Consider the following 20644-nt stretch of genomic DNA (forward strand, 5'->3'; position numbering starts at 1 on the left):
AAATGGCCGAAGACTTTTATAAGTTGGCTGCCTAGAATCTCCCAAGGGAAAGTCTCCTGATAATTCAGCGTATATCATAGTCTCTCAATTCAAAAAAGTACACTTGATCAGGCCTTAAAACAGCTTGCAATCCAAACAGGGACGACTATCAGTTATGATTCAAAGACCCTTTCAAAAATATATAGCCAGGGCTTAACAGGAAGTTATTCAGCAGAAGATGCTTTAAATAAATTATTGCAACCCACTAATTTTGAATTAATTAAACTTAAAAATGGTGGGTTTGGTATCACCCCAAGCAAAACAACAAATGAAAATGAAGCGAATCAACTTAAACTTAGCACTATTCCATCTAATCTAAATTTACAAACATCAGATGAAATAGAAAAACTACCAACTATTACCATCACCTCAAGTACGACTCAACCATTAACGACAGAAAACACAGGTTTATATACTGCAAAAGCAACCACTGCATCTACTGGATTAACACTCAGTTTAAAAGAAACACCTCAATTGGTAAGTGTTATCACTCGGCAACAAATGGAAGATCAAAATCTTACACAACTTATGGATGTTGTAAATCAAGCTGCTGGTTTATCCACTAAGCAAGGAGGAAATATAGGTTCAGATAGTTCTCCAATTTATGCTCGTGGTCAAACAGTAGATAACTATTTACTAGATGGTGTAAAACTACTTAATTCATATTCAAGTATATTTCAAAGCCAAGATACGGCACTTTTTGACCGCGTTGAAATTGTTCGTGGAGCAAATGGAATAATGACTGGTGCGGGCGCGGCTAGTGCAAGTATAAATATGGTTCGTAAAAAACCATTAGAAGATTTCAAGGCTACTGTCAGTGCAAGTGCAGGTTCATGGGATACTTATCGTGCAGATATTGATGTTTCTACACCTTTAACACAGTCAGGCAATGTTCGTGGTCGAGCTGTATTGGCTTATCAAGATGGTGATTCTTATATTGATCGCTATAATGAAAAACGTAAAGTGGCATATGGTGTCATTGAAGCAGACTTATCAGATCAAACTAAAGCCAGTTTAGGAGTCAGCTATCAACAGATTGATATAACGGGTATTGCTCGTAGTGGTTTACCTACCTATTACACTGATGGAACACCTATAAATTGGTCACAATCAGATTCAGCTTCTGCAAATTGGTCAACATCAGATCGTTCAACTACTGGCTATTTTGCAGATATTGAACATCAGATTAATGATAACTGGAAAGTAAAAGGAGTTGCATCACGAACGATTACTTCATCCGATGAGACTGTAGGTTATGTATTCTCTGGTGCAGGCATTAATAAAGAGACAGGAGCTGGTGCTTTACTTTATGGAACACGCTGGGACTACAAACCCACTCAAGATTTATTTAATATAACCTTAAATGGCTCATTTGATTTGTTTAATCAAACACATGAAATCGTTGCTGGAACCACATATGCAAAAAGTGAAAATAAACGTCCTAGCTCAACGGGTTGGAATGTTAATACAATAGATAATATTTTTACTTGGGATGGCTATACTCCTGCTAAACCGGATCTAAAAACCAATGGGTGGTACAGTACTGACGAAAAAACTCTTTCTGCCTTTACTGCAGCTCGCTTTAAACTTACTGACCCACTAGCAATGATCATTGGTGCTCGATTTGATGATTGGGAACGGATTTCAAAGACCAATCCCGAAACAAGTGGAACCGCAACGAATAAAAAACAACAAGAAAAAGAAATCATTCCTTATGTGGGACTTACATACGATCTAACGCCATCGTGGACCGCTTATACGAGTTATACAACTATTTTCTCTCCACAAGATCGATATGATATTAATGGTAATTTTATCGACCCATTGGTTGGAAATAGCACTGAAATAGGAATTAAAGGTGAATTTTTCGATAATCAATTAAATATCGGAGCGGCAATTTATCAAACAAAAGAAGATAATAAAGCGATACTCATCACGGGTGCCCCACAAATTGATCTACCGAATGGTCAAAAAGTATCACCTTATCGTGCTGAATCTGGTACAAAAAGCCGCGGGTTTGAGTTGGAAGCAACAGGTAAGCTAACAGATTTATGGCAAATTTCAGCAAGCTTTGCGCGTAATCTTTCTCAAGATAGTAAAGGTGATAATCTCAATAGTGATGTACCAAATAACATAGCTAAATTATTTACTTCATACACATTCCCCCAATTGAATCAGGCATTAACAGTTGGTACTGGAATTCGTTGGCAAAGTGATATTTATACATATGTTAAACGCACTAACTCTTTTAAATCTGAACAAGGAAGCTATGGCATAGTTGATTTAATGGCACGCTATAAAATCAATGAGAACCTAACAGCCAATTTAAATATTAATAATCTATTCAATGAAAAATATCATTTAACTACGTTAAATAGCTATTATGGTGCACCAACTAACTTTCAAGTTGGTGTTAAATATAATTGGTAGTTCATAAGTTATAGTTTTATATAGAGGCTTATTCATTAATATTACTCTCAAATGAATAAGCCTTAAGCAAAGTTTAATCTATGAAAGATTTAATGTTAAAAACATTACTCTTTCTAAAAAAATCAGGACAATCTTAAAAAAAAATCAAAAAATAAAATAATGAATCCATAACCCCATCATAGTTACACCTCAAATTTTAAAACTGAAATAATAAATTTATACTTGAATAATAACGAGCTATGACACCAATCAGAAACTAAATATTTCCATTAAATGCTTACCAAAATATTTAATCACACTCTAGTGAATGCTGAAAAAACAATTCTAGAAAGCACTTCCTGTTGTGCAATTGGATTCGTAAATATCAAAAATTGTGGCATACTTAGCAATAGGTGCAAACTCGAAGCTAGGCTCATCGTCCACTCAAATCGGAGCAACGAGTATCACAACTAACAATAAATTATATATAACACATTGAATTTGTATATTAAAATCTAATTAATGAAATTTATCTTCGTACAGAAGTATTAAATAAAGTTACGGAATTAGATCAACTCCATACCGAAGTTGGTATTTGATTTTTTATAATTTAGGAAAATTTTATTTTTAATTTTTTATAAGATAAATTTTATTAAAATAATATTAATTTAAAATACTTAAAAGCAACCTATTCTAAAATTATTATTTTAAAAAGGCTGCTATATAACATAAAATCCTAATATTTTTTTAAAACTTATACTTGAGTCCTAAATTATAGTTACGCCCTTCACCCCATGTATAAGTGCTATACCAGCTAAAAATCGTATAATACTTTTCATCTAAAAGATTATTCACATTAAATGAAAATGATAACTGATCATTGAGTTTATAATTAGCCATTGCATCAACTAGCCAATAATCAGAAACGGTATGTTTTACAGGGTCTGTATATTGTGGATTATGTACATTACCCCATGTCTCATCTTGCCAACGTACACCACCACCTATGGTTAAACCCTCAACCCATTGATTAACTTTATAACTAGTATAAAGTGTAAACTCATTTTCAGGTGTTAACGTACTCACCTTACTCTCTTGTTGTTTCGATACTTTATGATTAAAACCTGCATGTAGATTCCAATCAGGCATAATCTCACCTGTAACTTCTAATTCTACACCTTTAGTTTTAACGCCTTGTATCGCTTCAAATGCAGCATCACCAGAAGGGGTTGTCACACCAGCAATCTCTTGAGCAAAATTGTCTTGTTTAAGCTGATAATATGCCAAACTCGCATTTAAGCGACCATCATAAAACTCACCTTTTAGGCCTACTTCGTAGTTCTCACCTTCTTGTGGATCAAGTGTTTTTCCATTTACATCTCTATTAGATTGAGGTGAGAATATTGTGCTATAACTCGCATAAAGAGAATAATTGTCATTTAAATCATAGACTGTACCAATATATGGTACAAAAACTCCAGATTCTTTAATATCCTCTGATTCATAATTGGCAACCCTGCCTCCTAAAATCAATTTTAAATCATCTCGTAAATTCAAACGAGATGTGACATATAGTCCATTTTGTTTGGTCTTTTCTTTATTTGTCCAATGACTACCTGCTTGCCAATCAGGTTCTGGTACATTGCCATTCCATTGATAGTATTGATCTACAGTGGTCTTATAATCATTTGGTGCGCTATAGCCATTATTTTTCCATGTACTTTCCGAAATATTTGCACCTATAACCAATTCATGTTCACGTCCAAGTAATTTAAATGGTCCGCTTGCATATATATCAGCAGCATTGCTTTTTGTCTCACCTTTATAATTTCCAGCCCACATAGAGACACCACTTCCATCGATTGGATTTGGATTTCCTCCTGCAGCTGCACCTAACTGCGCATCATAACCATTGATTTGGTGATTTAACTGTAGTTTGGCTACCCAATCGTTATCAAATTTATGCTCTAAAGTTGAAAAAATCGTCCGTGTATATTGCTCCCAATTACTCCAACGTGCACCATTATTAAAGCTAGCGGGCATTTTATTGAAATTACCTGCTGTATTATAAATGGGTATACCGCCCCAAGTTGATCCTTCAGGTTTGCTATCTTGATAATCAGCACCAACAGTCAAAAGTGTTTTATCTGTCAAATCAGTTTCTACTATGCCGTAAAAAACGGGGGTTTTACGTTCATAGTGATCCAATTCAGATTCTTTATCCTGATATGCCGCAACACCACGGGCACGAATAGTACCAGAGTCATTAAGTGGTCCACTTAAATCAATTTCACCACTATAAGTATTCCATGAGCCTACCCCAACTGATGCACTACCCTGAAATTCGCTAGTCGGTTTTTTACGAATTAAATTAATCGTAGCTCCAGGATCACCTACACCTGTTAATAATCCCGTTGCGCCTTTTAAGACTTCAATACGATCATAGATTGCTGTATTACTTAGGGTATTACCCGCTGAATATGCTGAATCACGACGCATAGGAATCCCGTCGTATTGAAAATTTTGAATAGCAAACCCACGTGAATAATATTCAGTCCTTTCACTATCATAAGTGACAACACTAACACCAGGTGTATGGCGCATTACATCATCAATAGAATTTAAGTTAAAATCGTCCATTTCCTGTCGAGTAATGACACTAATTGTCTGTGGTGTTTCTCTTGGCTTTAGAACTAAACGCGTAGCAGTAGCGATTGTACTTGGTGTGTATATTCCACTATTTTCTGTTATTCCACCTAGCTGATTGGCTATAATCGTGATCGTAGGAAGGATCTTAGTCTCTACCACATTACTTTTTTCTGTCTCGTCAGAAGCATGTACTACAGCAGTTGTGGCAACATATGTTGCACCTAGCATAATGATTTTTATCATTTTTGTTAAATAATTTCTTTTAGCTAACTTACGAATGTTCTTTTGCTGTTGCATGGATTATGCCTCTTAAATTATTTACTGTTACAACATAAAATGAGTAAGAATCATACATTCAGCCAAGTTGTCTAAGCGTTAGACTGAACACCTCAAACGGTAATAATTCCTAATTACAATAGTAAACAATTCTTATTAATATTCATACTAAAATTCATCACATTTTTATATTCATGTATTCTGAAATTAAAGGGAGGTCTCATTTGGGAGATTTTATGCAATCAACTTATAAATTTATCTATCATTTGATTTGGTGTCTTAGAATATAAATCTTTCTGAATTCTTCGCGGATTCTAAAATAGCTGTATATAATTTGTAACATCTACTTTAGCTTACCAAGTGAAAGTCTCCGTTTTTATCAGCACACCTCATTTTAAATATCTGTTGAAAGCCAAAATATGTCGTACAGATTAATTTTGAACAAAAAAATACTAGAGCTAACACTGCTTAACTTATTCTCGACTCTCAAACCGATTTTCAATGCATTGATGGATTTCATAAACAGACCAGCCAATACGGTTTTGCGTGATTTGAATTTTTTAGGGAATGTTGGATCATAATACAGTGCAAACTCATCCATTATTTCATATATAGTTGAACAGCTAACATCTGTGAATTGAATGACTTCTTTAATATTAATAATTTGATTAGCTTTAAGATTTATAAGTGCCGTATCTGATATAGCGCGTCTTTTAATATTTGTTCTTTTCACGGCTTGTACACCAACGAGTTCAATAGAATGTGTAATGTACAACGCATGTACACTGTAGTTCGTTATGTTTAGGCATTAAAAAAGCCCTGAAATCGTTAAATTTCAAGGCTTTGTAAGTTTCATGAGTCATCATTGAAGTTCGTGACAGATCATGATTTACGAATTTGGTGGAGGTGGCGTCAATTGAACTCAAAACCCAAGTGAATGTTTTTATACAATTTATAAGAAAAAATATATTTCATTGACCCAATTTTGACCCACATCAGATTTAGTACGTTGGAACATAGATTGATCAGTTTATGCAACAAAGCCCCGTAAATAAAAAGCCCTTAGACAAAACTCAGAGCTTTAAAAAAACCACTCTATAATTTATTTTTCTTTTTCAGCTCAACTCGTTTTTCCCACTCTTCATGAGGAATATTATATTCATCAAGTTCACTTTCTTTTAAATCACTGACAGCTTTCATATATAAATTCACCCAACTATCGTCTCTTGGAATATATCCAAATTCCGTATTAAATACACCATTATCAGTAAGTGTAATTTTAAAATGTGTCCATTTTTCTTTAAAAATGTCTAGCAACCTTAGCTCTACAATTAGGTCATCGATTTGACTCTCAATATGATAAGGCCTCTGCCCCATTTCAAAGCTAACTATTTTATTTTCTTTAGTTAGCCACTCAGCGCCTCCAGCTGAATAATCAGGATAAATACAGCCGATATAATAAATTTCCAAAACATTTTCTGGCATAATTGACCGCAAAAACTCACCGATTCTTTGATATATTTTCTGATCATTCATAAATTATATTACTGAAGGAGCTTTTAGGAATAACCTTACATAATAAAGCTAATTAAATTAGACACTTATAAAAAAACACCAATAATCCCATAAAATATTTCTAATCCTTTATAGATTTATTGTACAAATGTCATTTTGCATATACATAATTGAATATAAAAAAATTAGCTCAAAATTAAACTAAACGCAAAAATGGCAAAATTCAACTTAAATTTGAGTTAATACGTACTATTCTATATCAAAATTATAAATTTTAACTTCTTCAATTATTGCATCAGGATCTTCTTCAACTTCCAAGCCTCCAGCAAAAAACATTATTCCTTCGATTCTCTCTCCATTCTCAACTAAATAATGTACATCTTCTGTATCATCTAAATATAGCTGATTTTTAATTTCACTAATCTTACTACCTATTTTTACACCTTTGAAAATTTCCCCCAGATACCCAACCCCTGCTCGAATATAATAAAGATTTCCTTTTTCTGTAAAACCCAACTCTAACTTAGGCATATTAACATAAACAATAAATCCATTATTATCTGGAATTTTATATAATAATTTCCCATTATTATTTTGTTCAATCATAACCGTCCATGGAACATCCTCCCCATCAATAACAGTATCAATATATGGTAAAAATATTGACAAATTACTTCCCAACTGTAAACCAGCCAATGATTTTCCTATTTCAACGTTCTTTTTAATATCTATCATTTAGTTAACCTTTACATATTTACCGTTAGTATACTCAAGTTTTTGACCTTGCTGATTATAAAAAGTTGATCTTTTTGCAGTTCCTTTAAATGTATTAGGATTAATAATGTAAACTTTTGTATTCCCATAAGCATCTACTTTTCCATCTTTTAAAGTAAATTTAATATACTCGCCTATGTGTTGGCTTTGTTGCTTTGTAGGAAGATTAGCAGTAGAGGGGCTGTGTTGTACTTTACCAATTTCTTTATGATCATATACGCTATAAACTTGAGCATTTCCTGAACCTTTGGGCGCATCTTTTTCAACATTCACCCTATAACCATTCATTTCAAAATAAGTTTTTAATTTTTGTGAATCGAGACCATATACACCTTTGGGTTCAGACAAATTTATATATTTAGGAATTCCTGATTGTTTAGCAAGGTCTGCTTTATATTTATTAGGATCATTAAACCTAACATCTACTTGTTTTGTTTTTCCTTGTATATTCATATCCTTAATTGAACTGAGAGCTTTCGTTCCAGCAGCACTCAACCCCAAACTCGTATATATTTCAGCCTGAACTCTTTGTGCATTTGCAACTTTTAAAGGATCACCACTAGCTAAATCAATGTAAGATTGCTCAATAGCAGCCGCTTGACTTTTTAAATTATTAATTTTAAAAAAGTCAATTATAGCCTGCCCTTTCTGACGATTGTTTTCCATTGCATCAGCACATGCTGAACCTCCAATTGGACAATGAATTGCTGATACTGCTGTGTCCCCGAAAGCATCAGCAATCAGTAATAAACCATCCGCTATACTCCCAACACCTTTAATTGCACCTTGGTCAATTGGATGTTTTGCTTTAGAGGATAGTGATATAAAAAAGTCTTTCGATTTTTCCCGTAGATCATCAAATAATAATGCATTACTCTCCACCGCATTCTGCCCAATCACACCTGCCAATTGTGCGTTATAGCTAGAATCTCCTGCTGCTCCGCCAATAACAGCACCAATACCAGCGGTTAAATCTCTGATTTGCGCTTTAACATTTTCAGGAAGTAAGTTCGGCTGGAACTCGCCATTGATGTCTTGATAGCGTGGATCATTTTTGTATTGATTGGTCAGATAGATCGCTGCGGCCTCACTTGCAACAGCCGCGCTTCCTCCTGCTGTTGGATCACCACCGTTAATATAAGCAAGAGTTGCACCCAAAATCGCATGGGACACTAACTGTGCAGCCGTATTTTTGTCCTCTCCATGACCAAACTGGCCTCCAATCACCTGAGCTGCATACGGTGCTAGGGTATTGCTCACCACTTGTAAGTCGGTTTGTCCGCCCAACGCTGCTGTAATCGCTGTGGTCACTGCATTCAATGCTCGACTACTATTACCGCCCATGCCCCATGTTTGGGCTTGGTCTGATGCGTCCTTGTATGCTGGTAATGCATTTTTCAGAAGATTTTGTTTCGTTACATAATCTTTTGTGCTGTTATATTCAACCCACTTTTCTCCGCCTTCGGCTTCTAGCTTTTCAAGTGCTTGAGCTTCTGCTGCTTTCTTTTGCGCTTCTGCTTCGGCTTGTTTGTTTTGGCTATAAGTACGTGTAGCCGCAACAATCGTTGACGTTGCATCCGATACGATCTTTTGTTTGTCTAAGATGGCTTGTAGGTCAGGAATATCATCTACTTTTTGGTTCGCGGTATTAATGTCGCTATGAATACCCAGTTTTTCGACTGTTGTGTCTTTTCCACCTATATTGATGTTACCTGCACTCATCGTGGCATACGTAGTACTGCTATCACTGTCTTTATCTTGTTGTGGTAGCGTCGGACTGAATGTGGTGCTGTCTCGCCAATTCACATTGTTGGTGTATGTCTTGCCTGTACTATCTGTGCCTTTTTCTTCACCAAAGCGTGTACCGCCAGACAGAGCCACTGTAGTGGCTTTATGACTGCTTTCATTTTCGATATTGCTAAATGTTAAGCTGTTCGCTGTTAAGTCATTGTTTTCTTTTGATGCGGTAGATGCAATTGCTCCACCTTTCAGGTCTACATGATCTGCTTTGACATGATAACCGCCATCTCCTGCAAATAATCCACTTTGTTCGTTAACACTCTTTGAGTTGCCTTTCGCACTTGAGTTATTGAAATTACCTGATGCATCCCATGCGGTACCTGCCGATACTTGTACTCGTGCACCCACGCCCATCTGATTGTTCTTTTGGTCTACCGTATCTTGCTGGCTGATGATGCTTAAGTTTCCACCCACATCTGCATCTATGCGGTTGGCTTTGGCTTGTGCACCTTTCAGCGTGGTATCGCCTTGGCTCTTGATGCTGATTCGATCTGCATTTAATGTCGTGTTGTTATGTGTGGTGCTTTCTAAGTGATTGCTGCCTTTGCCATAACCTGCTTCTGCATAGACATAGACACCCGTTTGTGCGCCTACCGATACTCCCACACCGACTTGTGCGCCTGCGTTACTGTTCTTGCCATCTGCATATTCTTTACTTTGTCCAGATTCGAGTAAAATGTTTTTGGCTGCATCAAGACTGATTTTGTCTTTGGCATTCACTTGCGTATTTTGAAGGTGAATGTCGCCCTCTGTACTGGACAGGTTAATATTGCCCCCTGCATTGAGTACATTGCCTTGCGATGCTGAATAGCTGGTGTCTTGATTGTTCTTACTGATGCTAAAGCCTAGGCCTGCTTCAGCTTTGAACAGTGCCGCTTTTGAGGTAACAGCATTCGGATCTTGTGCAAGTGCTGCGATATCTTTTTGTACGTTGTTTACGGTATTGGCTGTTTGGTAGGCTTGAGCGCCTGCTGCAAGTCCTTGCAGGGCTTGCGTTCGATCATCGGCTTTACTCTTACCTGCATTATCTACTGCATTAATTAAATCAAGTAATGGGGATGTAATTCGGCTAAATACACCGACTTTAAGATCTTTACTCGATTGACTGTCACTGCCTATATTGTGGTCATCGAGTATGCTGATGTTTTTTGTGGTAATGTTGATATCTTTACCTGCAACAACATCGGCTACTTTTTGGTTATAGTTGTTACCAGCATTGATGTTGACGCTACCATCTAAACTGCCCACTTGGCTACGTTCTTGGCTAACACTTTCATTATTCGCCTTGTTTTGGTTTGCCATGTAACCATCAAAGCGTTCTGTATCTGAAATCTGCGCACTTCCCCAACCTTTGCTCTTTTTATCTTCGCTTTGGTTAAAGCTATTTTGTGCTGATTTGATGTTAACGTCTTTTCCCGCATTGAGGACGAGGTCATTTGTAGATACCACTTTACTGCCCACAATATTAATGTTGCCATCATCAGCTTTTATTGTGGTTTTTCCACCTACAGAAAGTTCTGTACCTACACTTTGTACGAAACCACCATTGGCTTTTTCTTTGTCATTATAAACACCTAGCGGGGCTATATGGTCTCGGTTATCAATACTAAAGCCTTTACGTTTAGAATCCGCGGTTTGGCTTTCAGTATTTTGGGCTGCTAACAAGTCAACATTGTTTTTGGCATGTAGCAATGCATCGCCTTCGGCCGAGATTTTCGCGCCTTGACTACGAATATCCCCCTCAGTAGCAATAATATTTAAATTCCCACCAGCTTTGACTTCTGTACCTACAGATTGAGTTGAACTCGTATCTTTAGTTTTGCTGGTTTTTTGGTTATGTGCTTGGAAGACAACAGGTGTAGTTGCTGCCATCGTCGCTTTACGCACAGTTTCTGCACTTGACATGATCTTGCCAACTGCACTGTCCGAGAAGTCATTATTCTCTTGGCTCTTCTTCGCAGAAGCTGCCGCGGCAGCTTCTCCACTATAAGTAAAGCCTATAGAGACTCCTGAACTCTTACTTTCAAATTTTGATTGAGTATCCTGCTTTACACCCGCAGCATCAAGATGGACATTTTTACCTATCAGATTAATGTCTTTACCCGCTTCTATGATTGAAGCTACTGCATTTAAATCTTGACCTGCAATAATGTTAGTATTGCCATTTACACTACTCACTAAGCTTTGTGTGAGCGATGTTGATTGAGATTTTTTCTCTTGTTTTATATTTGACTTTCCATAGCCAACACTTGCTACACCATCTGAGAAACTTGAAGTAAACCCAGATTTTTTAATGCTATATTCTGCTTCATTCACATACTGGTTTTCTACAGCACTGATCTTGATTTTTTCTTTCGCTTGAATTTGTGTCAGCTCATCTGAAACAACATTACTGCCACGAATATCAATATTGTTTGCATCAAGGATGACATTTTTACCATCAATAGTACTAGCAATTGCCTCATCACTCATGTTTCGTACATAGCCTTGGCGTACCGTTTTACTGAACGTGCTTTTTTCTTTAACTTTAAATGCTTGCTCTGTATCTGATAACTTTCTACCTTCTGAAATATCAATATTTTGCTGGGCTGATAGTATGGTCGATCCTTGTTCACTGGAAATTTGTGAGCCTTTCACTGTGATATTTTCAGCTTGCAAACGTGTATCCCCTACACTCTGAATGACCGATCCAATATCTTCCTGCTTTTTCTCGTAATTGAAATTATCTTTATTTGCATAGCCACGATTGTTGATCGAGGTATTTACACCACCTATATTTAAATTACCCTCGGTTTTAATAGTACTCGAACCATTGTTGTTCACAATTTCTGAACCTTTCAGAATCGTATCACCACCTACCCGTATAGTCAGTGTAGTGCTTAAATTTTCGGTATTATTACTAATTTGAGTGAGTGGTACACCTGTGACGTAAATTCCAGCTTTACGATCAAAACCTTCACGGGTAAATTCACTTGCACCTATTTTATTTACGGTCGTTTGTGTCGTACTACTTTGGTTGAAATTACCACCAATATTTAAGCTTGCAGACTCAACAGCGGTGATCGTTCCACCAATATTGTTTAAATCTTTTGTAGTCTTTAAATCAATCTGGTTTGCCTGCATCCGACCATTCAACTGATTGATATTATCCGCTGAAATTTGGATTGCTTCACGTCCTGCAATGGTTGCATTATTTAAGACATTGCCTTCCACTTGGATTTTGACTTGATCTGCACTGATCAGTGTTCCATCGCCTTTTAAATCCCCTGCACGAGCTTTCACATAAACTTGTGGAACCAATGCTTTCGTCGTCGTACCATCGGCAAGCTTGACGGTTTTTTCTTCTAGCCAAACAATGTCCGTCGTCAATTGCGCAATCTGTGCTGCTGTCAATGCAATACCTGGTCTTAAGTTATAGAGTTTTGCAAAGCTTAAGGCATTGTTCATTAATGACTTATATTGTTCCTCATCATTACCATAACCTTGTAAGAAACGTTGCCCTGTCAATTGTGCAATTTGGTCTTGGATGAGCCTTTGCTCATAATAACCATCGCCAAGACGTTTTTGTTTTGTCGCAGGATCAAGTTCCATCGCATCTAACATATAGTCAGAAGAGAGCCAATTTTTATAATTACTAAATGCAGGGTCTGTTTCGACTAAAAACTTTGCCTGACTGTCTTTGGTTGTACTAAACAGTGCATTGCTTGGCAAACTCATGAAATCCATAGATACCGAGCGAATTTCGATTTCATCCTGACCTTTGGTCGCTGAAGTATTTGCATCACCTGCTTGTAGATTTTTTGCCGTGTCAACAGTTTTAACTTGTTGTTGTTCAGCCTCTATATTTTGATCATTTTGAGACTTCACATCTAATTGATCTGGCGAATTCGGTACATCAGCAGTTTGCCCATTTACCGAAAGGCTTTGGCCACTATTAACGGTAACTTGATTAGACTGACCTTGTTGCTGACGATCAATTTGCTGATCAGGCGCTTCTCCACCTGTAGCATTGCTCACAGCGGTTCCAGCTGTAACCTTAGATATATTCTGATTTGAAGTATGATTTTTTACATTCCCCAACCATTGATTAACAGGTAAGTCAATCTCTGTCACTTCATCTGCTGGGTTGTAGGTGACTTTATCCCCCCATTTGCGTTGATGGTAGCGTTTAAATCCACCCCGCCATTTGGAATAAGTATATTGACTCGTTCCTGTTTGTTTGATGATTTCAACACCCTTACCATCAATATGATTTAAATTTTCTTTAGCGATTTGAACATTAAGTTTTTTACCCGCCAATACAAGGCTTTTATCATTTGTAAAGGCATCACCATATAAATTGATATCTCCACCAGCAACAATTTCAGCAGGAGCAGAATTTATGACTTCACTCTTAAATTTAGTTTCTTTAACTTCGTATTGTGTCCATTTCTTAAATTCCGAATTGCTAAATTTTTCGTTATAGGCTTCAATTGCATCGCTAAGTGCTTGATAAACGGATTCATCTGCTTCACTCCAAGCATCTAGGTCTTTTTTATATTGCTCTAGACCTTGCTCATACGTTTCTTGATCTTTTTCATATTGATCGTGGGCTGTTTGATATGCTGTACATGCAACTGCATCATAGCCTGTGCCTGCTTCACAACTCGCTTGTCCTGTTGGCGGAACAGGTGCAACCATATTAGGCGCTGTCGGCGCATCTTTTGAAGGAGGGATGATTTTAAAATACGCCCATACAGGATCATTTTTTTTATAATTCACATTACAGCTTTCATCATCTCCAATTCCTACACACTGAATTGACTCAACATTCGGTATAGGTGTTTCCCCCAAAATAACATTTTCAGGCAAAGTATTTAGAGTTGTGTCGTATTTATACAACCCAGCTCTACTCCAATTTCTCCAAATCAAATTCTCTGCTGGAATTTTCGTCGTTTTACCGTCTGGCTGAATATAAAGTTTATTTTCAACTCCACCTACTTGAAATTCATCAACTTTAAAATTCAAATTAATATTATTAATATTTTTTGCAGTCAGCGTCATATCACCTAAGGACTCAATGCGGGCACTTAAGTTATTAATCATATTGGCCTGACCTTGGGCCTTCAAATTCCCATCTAAACTTCCACCAATATTTAAATCACCAGAACTAAAAATCCATGCATTATCACGCGCACTCTCTTTAACCACACCACCAGATTGGTTGTTTAGCACCCCAATACCTAAGTCCATGTCTCCACGAGAAGCTATCACAGCTCCTGTACCAGCTGTATTGGATTTGTTGTCTAAGGTCTTGGCTTGTATCGAAACTTGTGTACCATAAATACGTGCGCCATCATTCCACACACGATTGGCTTGAATATGGGTCAACTCACCGTTAATTAAGCCTTGGTTATGCACTGTATCTTGTGCTGTTAAATGTGTTTCATTCGATGAAATGCTAGCACCAGCTTCATTTTTAATATTTTTCGCACTTAATTCTAGTTTTTGACCTGCCGTCAATTCTGACTGATTAATCAGATCATTGTCAGTATTGAGCTTCAGTGTGCCATTTGCTGCAATTTGATCATCTTGGGTATGGGTATAGCTTTGTTTGATATCAATATCAACATTGCCTTCACTGATAATTTTACCTTTGTTGATCAATTCATTGGCTTTCAGGTTCAGTTGGTTTTTAGCAAGTAATTCACCTCCCATATTGTTCACATTGAGGGTTTTATTAGGTGTACCTATAGTTAAGCGATCTAAACTGCTGATCGAACCTGATTGGTTAGACAGTTGATTTTGAATATTTAGTGTTGCATTTTCGCTAGCACGAATTGCACCGACTTGGTTATCCAATTCTTGTGCATTAATCTCAATATTTTTTGCATCTAAACCGCCAAGCACAGCGCTATCTTTGGTTTGAGTATTAAGCAATGTCTGCGTATTTACTGTCAGCTTTTCACCAGCCACGATATGACTTGCAACACCGCTATTATTCAGCGTATCAACATTCAAGTTTACATTCTTTTGTGCTTGGATTTGTCCAGCCAAGTTATCAATGCGACCGCCTGAACTTTGCTGACTGATCGTCAAGTCAGATTGGCTATTAATTTTCCCTTGGTTATTATTGGTATTTTGAGTGGTAATATTGGCTGAGCCTACTGCTGCAATATAACCACTGATATTATCCAGTTGGGAAACATTTGCAATTTCAAGACGACCTTGGCTGAGTATTCCTGCCTGATCGCCTGAGTTATTGTTCAGTAATGCATGATTTTGAGTATCGATTTTAACGGATTGCTCACCTTGGATTAAGCCAGTCTGGTTGTCCAATGTTCCCATTTTCAAATCTACAACTTTAGCAATGATTTTACCGTTTTGGTTATTAAGTTGTTGCTGTCGGGTATCAATATTCAATTGATTTTTTGAAGCAATTTGCCCATCAGTATTCACTAAACTCTGTGTCGTTAAGCTCGCATTCTGCCCTGCATAAATATCACCTTGTTGATTAATTAGTTGCCCTTGTGCATTCAGGGTTAAATCTGCTTTTTCAGAACGTAAGGTACCTTCTGTATTATCCAATTTTTGGCTTTGAACATTCAGGTTTTGCTCCGCAACCAATACACCTTTTTGGTTTTGAATATCGCCTTTGACAGTGACCGTTGCCGAATCTGCTGAATACACTTGCCCTTGTTGGTTATTCAGTTGTCCCGCTGTGAGATCAATTTGATTTTTAGCATAAATCGTCCCTTGCTGATTATTCAACGTGGTCGTATTCACCTTGGCATTGGTACCAGCAAATATTTCTCCAGACTGATTATCAAGCGTTTGCTGTACGTTTAAATCCAGCAGATTTTGTTCTGAACGGATTTTTCCTGCATTATTATTTAAATTCTTCGCTTCAATCTGTACCTGTTGATTGGCAGCAATTGTTCCTGATTGGTTATTCAGCTGATCCGCAACATTGAGGTTGAGTTGGTCTTTGGCGTAGATTGTACCTGTCGTATTGTCAATCTGCTGAGTAGTTGCATGCAATGATGTACCTGCAATCACTTTACCATTTTGATTACTCAGTGTATTGGCAGTTAATTCAATCGCTTTATTTGCAGATATTTCGCCTGCCAAATTACTCAATTCATTTTCAACATTCAGCTTCAATTGATCTTGTTGCGAACGGATTTGTCCTGCATCATTTTTCACAGTACTTGCGGTAATGTCTGCCAATTGTTCGGCGGCAACCACACCTTTACTATTGTTCAACTCACCTGTTGCATTGAGTTGTAGTTGTTCTGCTGCATAGACAACACCTTCGGTATTGTCTAAATTTCTGACTTTAATTTGAGCATTGGCACCTGATTGCAATTTACCTTTTTGTGACTGAACACCTTGTGCTGTGAGATTTAAATCTTTGCCCGCTGAAATTAAGCCCGTGTTGTTGGCAATACTTTGCGTAATATTTAGCGTGGCATCGGCATTTTCTGAACGGATTTGTCCTGCATCATTTAACAATTGTTGCGCATTTAAATTCAGGTTTTGCTCAGCAGCAATGGTTCCTGCGCTGTTATCTGCAGTAGCTGACACGCTCACATCTAATTGTTTTTTAGCGTAAATCGTACCCGCTTGGTTGTTTAGGTCTGTAACATTGAGTTGGCTATCTGCACCTGAAATCAACTCCCCATTTTTATTATTTAAATTCGGGCTTTGTATGTTCAAGGCTTGCGTAGACTGAATATGGCCTGACTGGTTATTGATTGTTTGTGTAAGCTTTAAATTAACATTACTTTGTTCAGATTGGATTTGTCCCTTTTGATTGTTCAGCTCTTGCCCTTTTATGCTTAGAGCTTGCTTTGCAGCAATTAGTCCTTGCTGATTGCTAACATTCTGTTCCGCTTGAAGATCAAGCTTTCCATCGGCATACACTATTCCTGTATCATTGTTTAATTGGCCGACATGTAAATTGGCATCACGCCCAACAATGATTTTGCCAGAAGCATTTTCAACTGTCTTACTGTCGATCATAAGATCTTTTTGTGCAAGGCTTTGGATCACACCTTGTTGATTATTTAAATCGGCAGTTTTTATCTTGGCATGACCCGCTGCACTGATCACACCTGAGGTATTATTTAAAGCTTGTTCAACATTGACATTGATTTGTCCATTGGCATCACTTTGAATCAATTGACCTTGTTGATGGCTTAAGCTTATCGCATTGAGATTGATATTTTGCGCTGTGGTGGTGGCTTTATCTAAATTTGTAGCACCCAATTCAAGTTGTAGCTTACTATTACTTTGAATTGTCCCTTTTTGCCCTTGTAGGCTTTTCGCAGTGATCTTAAGTTGTTGATTTCCAGCATGTAGGATTTCACCCGCATTTGAACTCAAACTATTAGTTTTAATTTCAGTATTATTCGCATTACTGATGATCTTACCTGTATTGTTATCAATACGATCGGCAATATTCAGAATAAAATCATTCTGTCCTGTATGTTGAATCAGGCCTTGATCGTTGTTCAGATGATTCGTATCAATATTGATTTGATTGGCACTGTATTGACCTTTTTGATTATCAATATTTTGTGTTGCCGTTAAATCTAGTTGTTGATCTGCAATGACTTTTGCACTTTCAGTTTTAAGCTGTTTGGTTTGGATTTTTATATTTTTTGCTTGGTTCTCGCTTAAACTTAAATCAACACTTTGAACTGCATCAATTTGAATTTCAGAACCCGATAAGACTTTGCCCGCAATTTGTACCTTTTGTGCATTAATATTGAGCGTCGCATCACCTTGGCTGAGTTTGCCATCTTGATCTAAACCTGCTGCCCAAATCGCATTTTGCTTACTGCTAATACTATCAGACTGCACTTTGATTTTATTGCGTGCAGCCAATTGTCCATCTTGTTGCAGTTGTTTCACCGTTAAATCTGCAGTATCACCTGCATAGATTTGTCCTGTGCTATTCAAATGCTGTGCTGTGATATTGAGGTTTTTACCAGCAACTAAACTTCCGGCCGAATCTTGTGCATTTCCATTGTCAATTCGATCAACTTTTAAAGTCAAATCACCCACTTTGGATTGAATCGTTCCTTGGTGGTTATTTAAGGTTTGCCCATTGAGTTGTACATTTTGAGCAGAAATCTCGCCCTTGTTATTTTTTAAGGCTGTGATATTTAATTGTGCATCGGTATTGACTGAAGCAATTACACCTTCAGTATTATTGGTCTGCTCTGAATTCAGTATCAAAGTATCGTTAGCAAGTATATGTCCTGTGCTGTTATCGATTTGATTGGAACTTAAGTTAAGCGTTTTTGAACTTTGTAAGCGACCTTGATTGTTGTTCAATTGCTGTGTATTTAAATCAAAGCTCTCTAGCGCGTCAATCAAACCTTTTTGGTTATCGGCATTTTGTGCAGTGATATTAATCACTTTAGCTGTTAATTGACCTTCTTTATTTTCAAAGTTTTGCCCATTGAACTGCAACTCAGGGAGTTGAATTTTACCACCATTATTTTTAATACTGTCTTGTACTTTAAGGCTGATATCAGCATTGTTGATGATATGTCCTGCAATATTACTCATATCTTGAGCAATTTTAATTTGTCCTGCCTCAAAGGTTTTTGGAGTGAGTATTGCAGGATCAACAACTTCAATACTGCTTGAATCTTGTGCCGAAGATTGATCTTGTGGATCAGTCACTGTTGGTTGTGTATTTCCCCCTGGTAATGTTGTTCCTGTACTTTCTTTGCTAGCCTGACCGATTAAACCTTGGCTATTATCCAGAGCTTTTGCTGTAATATTGAGTTGCTGTGAACCTGTTTGTTCAATTTTACCTTTGTCATTACTCAGGTTTTGTGCTGTAAAATCAATACGCCCAGCATTGATCACACCATCATTATTATTAATTTTATCTAGTGCTTCCAACTTGATTTGGTCATTGGTCGCGACTAAGCCCTTGTTCTGAATGTCATTGGCTTGGATATGTATCTGATGCTGTGTACTGCTAATATTGCCGCTATTTTTTACATTTTGTGCTTGAATAGCAATTTGATCTTTATTTGCAATAATATTGCCTGTATTGACTAGATCCCCATTGGCATTCAAGGTCATCTGAGCTGTGGTCGCATTGATTGAGCCCGCGTTACGAACCCCCAAACCTTGCTCTGTACCCACAAGATAAATCTTGCCTGCATACATCCCACCCAATTGCCCTACATCAAGAGCAAAATCAGGTTGTGGTGTAGTCGTATTGCTATTGGCGTTATTTGAACCTGATACAGGCGTGACATTTGGTTGAACCTGATCTTTCACTTGAATATCATTCGGTCCTAGTACTGTATGCAACTCATTGGCATATAGACCTGCATTCACTTTTAATGCACGTGCATAGACATCAGTATAAGGCGTCAAACTCCCATTGAGTCCTTTGCCCTCAATGGTCACTTGACCTTCTCGAACTCGGAATGACTCAAGATAACCTTGGTTCATCACAGCTTGACCTGTGGTCAACGTAAAGCGATCGGCATTAATTACACCACAACCATCACAGACTAAGCCTGATGGATTGGCAATAACCACTTGAGCCGATTTACCAGCAACTTCTAAATAACCTTTAAGTTGGCTCGGATTACTGCTATTCACTTCATTGAGAATGACTTTGGCTTCGCCTTTTGCTAACCATGGGTTTCCTTGAACCCAACCTCCGATTTGTGTTTGAACATTATTGCGTGAGTTATTTAAAATCACGCCTTCTTGTCCTACATCAAATTGTTTATAGGTATTACGTGAAACGCCTCCAGCACTAGGTGTTTGAATATTGACTTGGGTAATACCATTACTCGTATTTAATATAGTCGCTTGTTGTGATGTTGGTGCGGTCTTGTCTGCAATAATCTGGGTATTTCCGATACTTGACATCGGAATGGTATAAATCACAGCTCCCAGCAGACTAATAATTGAGAAATTTAGCGGATTGAGTTTTTTATAAGTAATATTAGAAACATCATCTTCACTTTCTAACTCTGTTGCCCCATTGGCACTGCTTTGCCCTGCTGTTTTGGTACGGCTCTTCACAATCTCAGCAACGGCAACAAACACACCTCGTGCTTGGCTATATATCACGCGATAGCGGTTCTTATTCATGGTGGTCTACCTAAAATTCTAAATATCTAAATTTGTTTATTTATAATGAGTTATAAAAAAT

General features: G+C 37.3%; 5 protein-coding genes and 1 pseudogene. 1 reads left to right on the forward strand and 5 read right to left on the reverse strand.

The window, feature by feature from the left end:
• Nucleotides 1-87 precede the first annotated feature (87 nt).
• The gene (locus ACK1JC_RS09340; RefSeq protein ID WP_409511673.1) at nucleotides 88-2469 is read left to right on the forward strand and encodes a TonB-dependent siderophore receptor; all 2382 of its coding nucleotides are present in this window, start codon (nucleotides 88-90) and stop codon (nucleotides 2467-2469) included.
• Nucleotides 2470-3195: 726 nt separating this feature from the next.
• Here the strand turns inward: ACK1JC_RS09340 and ACK1JC_RS09345 are convergent.
• From ACK1JC_RS09345 to ACK1JC_RS09365, 5 genes and pseudogenes are all read right to left on the reverse strand, one after another.
• Nucleotides 3196-5394 carry a TonB-dependent siderophore receptor gene (locus ACK1JC_RS09345; protein WP_409511602.1) on the reverse strand — a complete coding sequence of 733 codons (2199 nt, stop codon included), beginning with the start codon at nucleotides 5392-5394 and terminating at the stop codon, nucleotides 3196-3198.
• A gap of 452 nt (nucleotides 5395-5846) precedes the next feature.
• Nucleotides 5847-6076: pseudogene (locus ACK1JC_RS09350) on the reverse strand (helix-turn-helix transcriptional regulator).
• A 392-nt stretch (nucleotides 6077-6468) separates the two neighbouring features.
• A complete protein-coding gene (locus tag ACK1JC_RS09355) occupies nucleotides 6469-6909 on the reverse strand; it encodes a hypothetical protein (RefSeq protein ID WP_409511603.1) in 441 nt (146 codons plus the stop codon).
• Nucleotides 6910-7137: 228 nt separating this feature from the next.
• The gene (locus ACK1JC_RS09360; RefSeq protein WP_409511604.1) at nucleotides 7138-7623 is read right to left on the reverse strand and encodes a hypothetical protein; all 486 of its coding nucleotides are present in this window, start codon (nucleotides 7621-7623) and stop codon (nucleotides 7138-7140) included.
• Nucleotides 7624-20583 (reverse strand): hemagglutinin repeat-containing protein, encoded by a 12960-nt coding sequence (locus ACK1JC_RS09365; protein WP_409511605.1) that lies wholly within the window; start codon nucleotides 20581-20583, stop codon nucleotides 7624-7626.
• Nucleotides 20584-20644: the final 61 nt, after the last annotated feature.

The sequence above is a fragment of the Acinetobacter sp. TY2 genome (assembly GCF_046269225.1).
In the GTDB taxonomy this organism is placed as follows: Bacteria; Pseudomonadota; Gammaproteobacteria; order Pseudomonadales; family Moraxellaceae; genus Acinetobacter.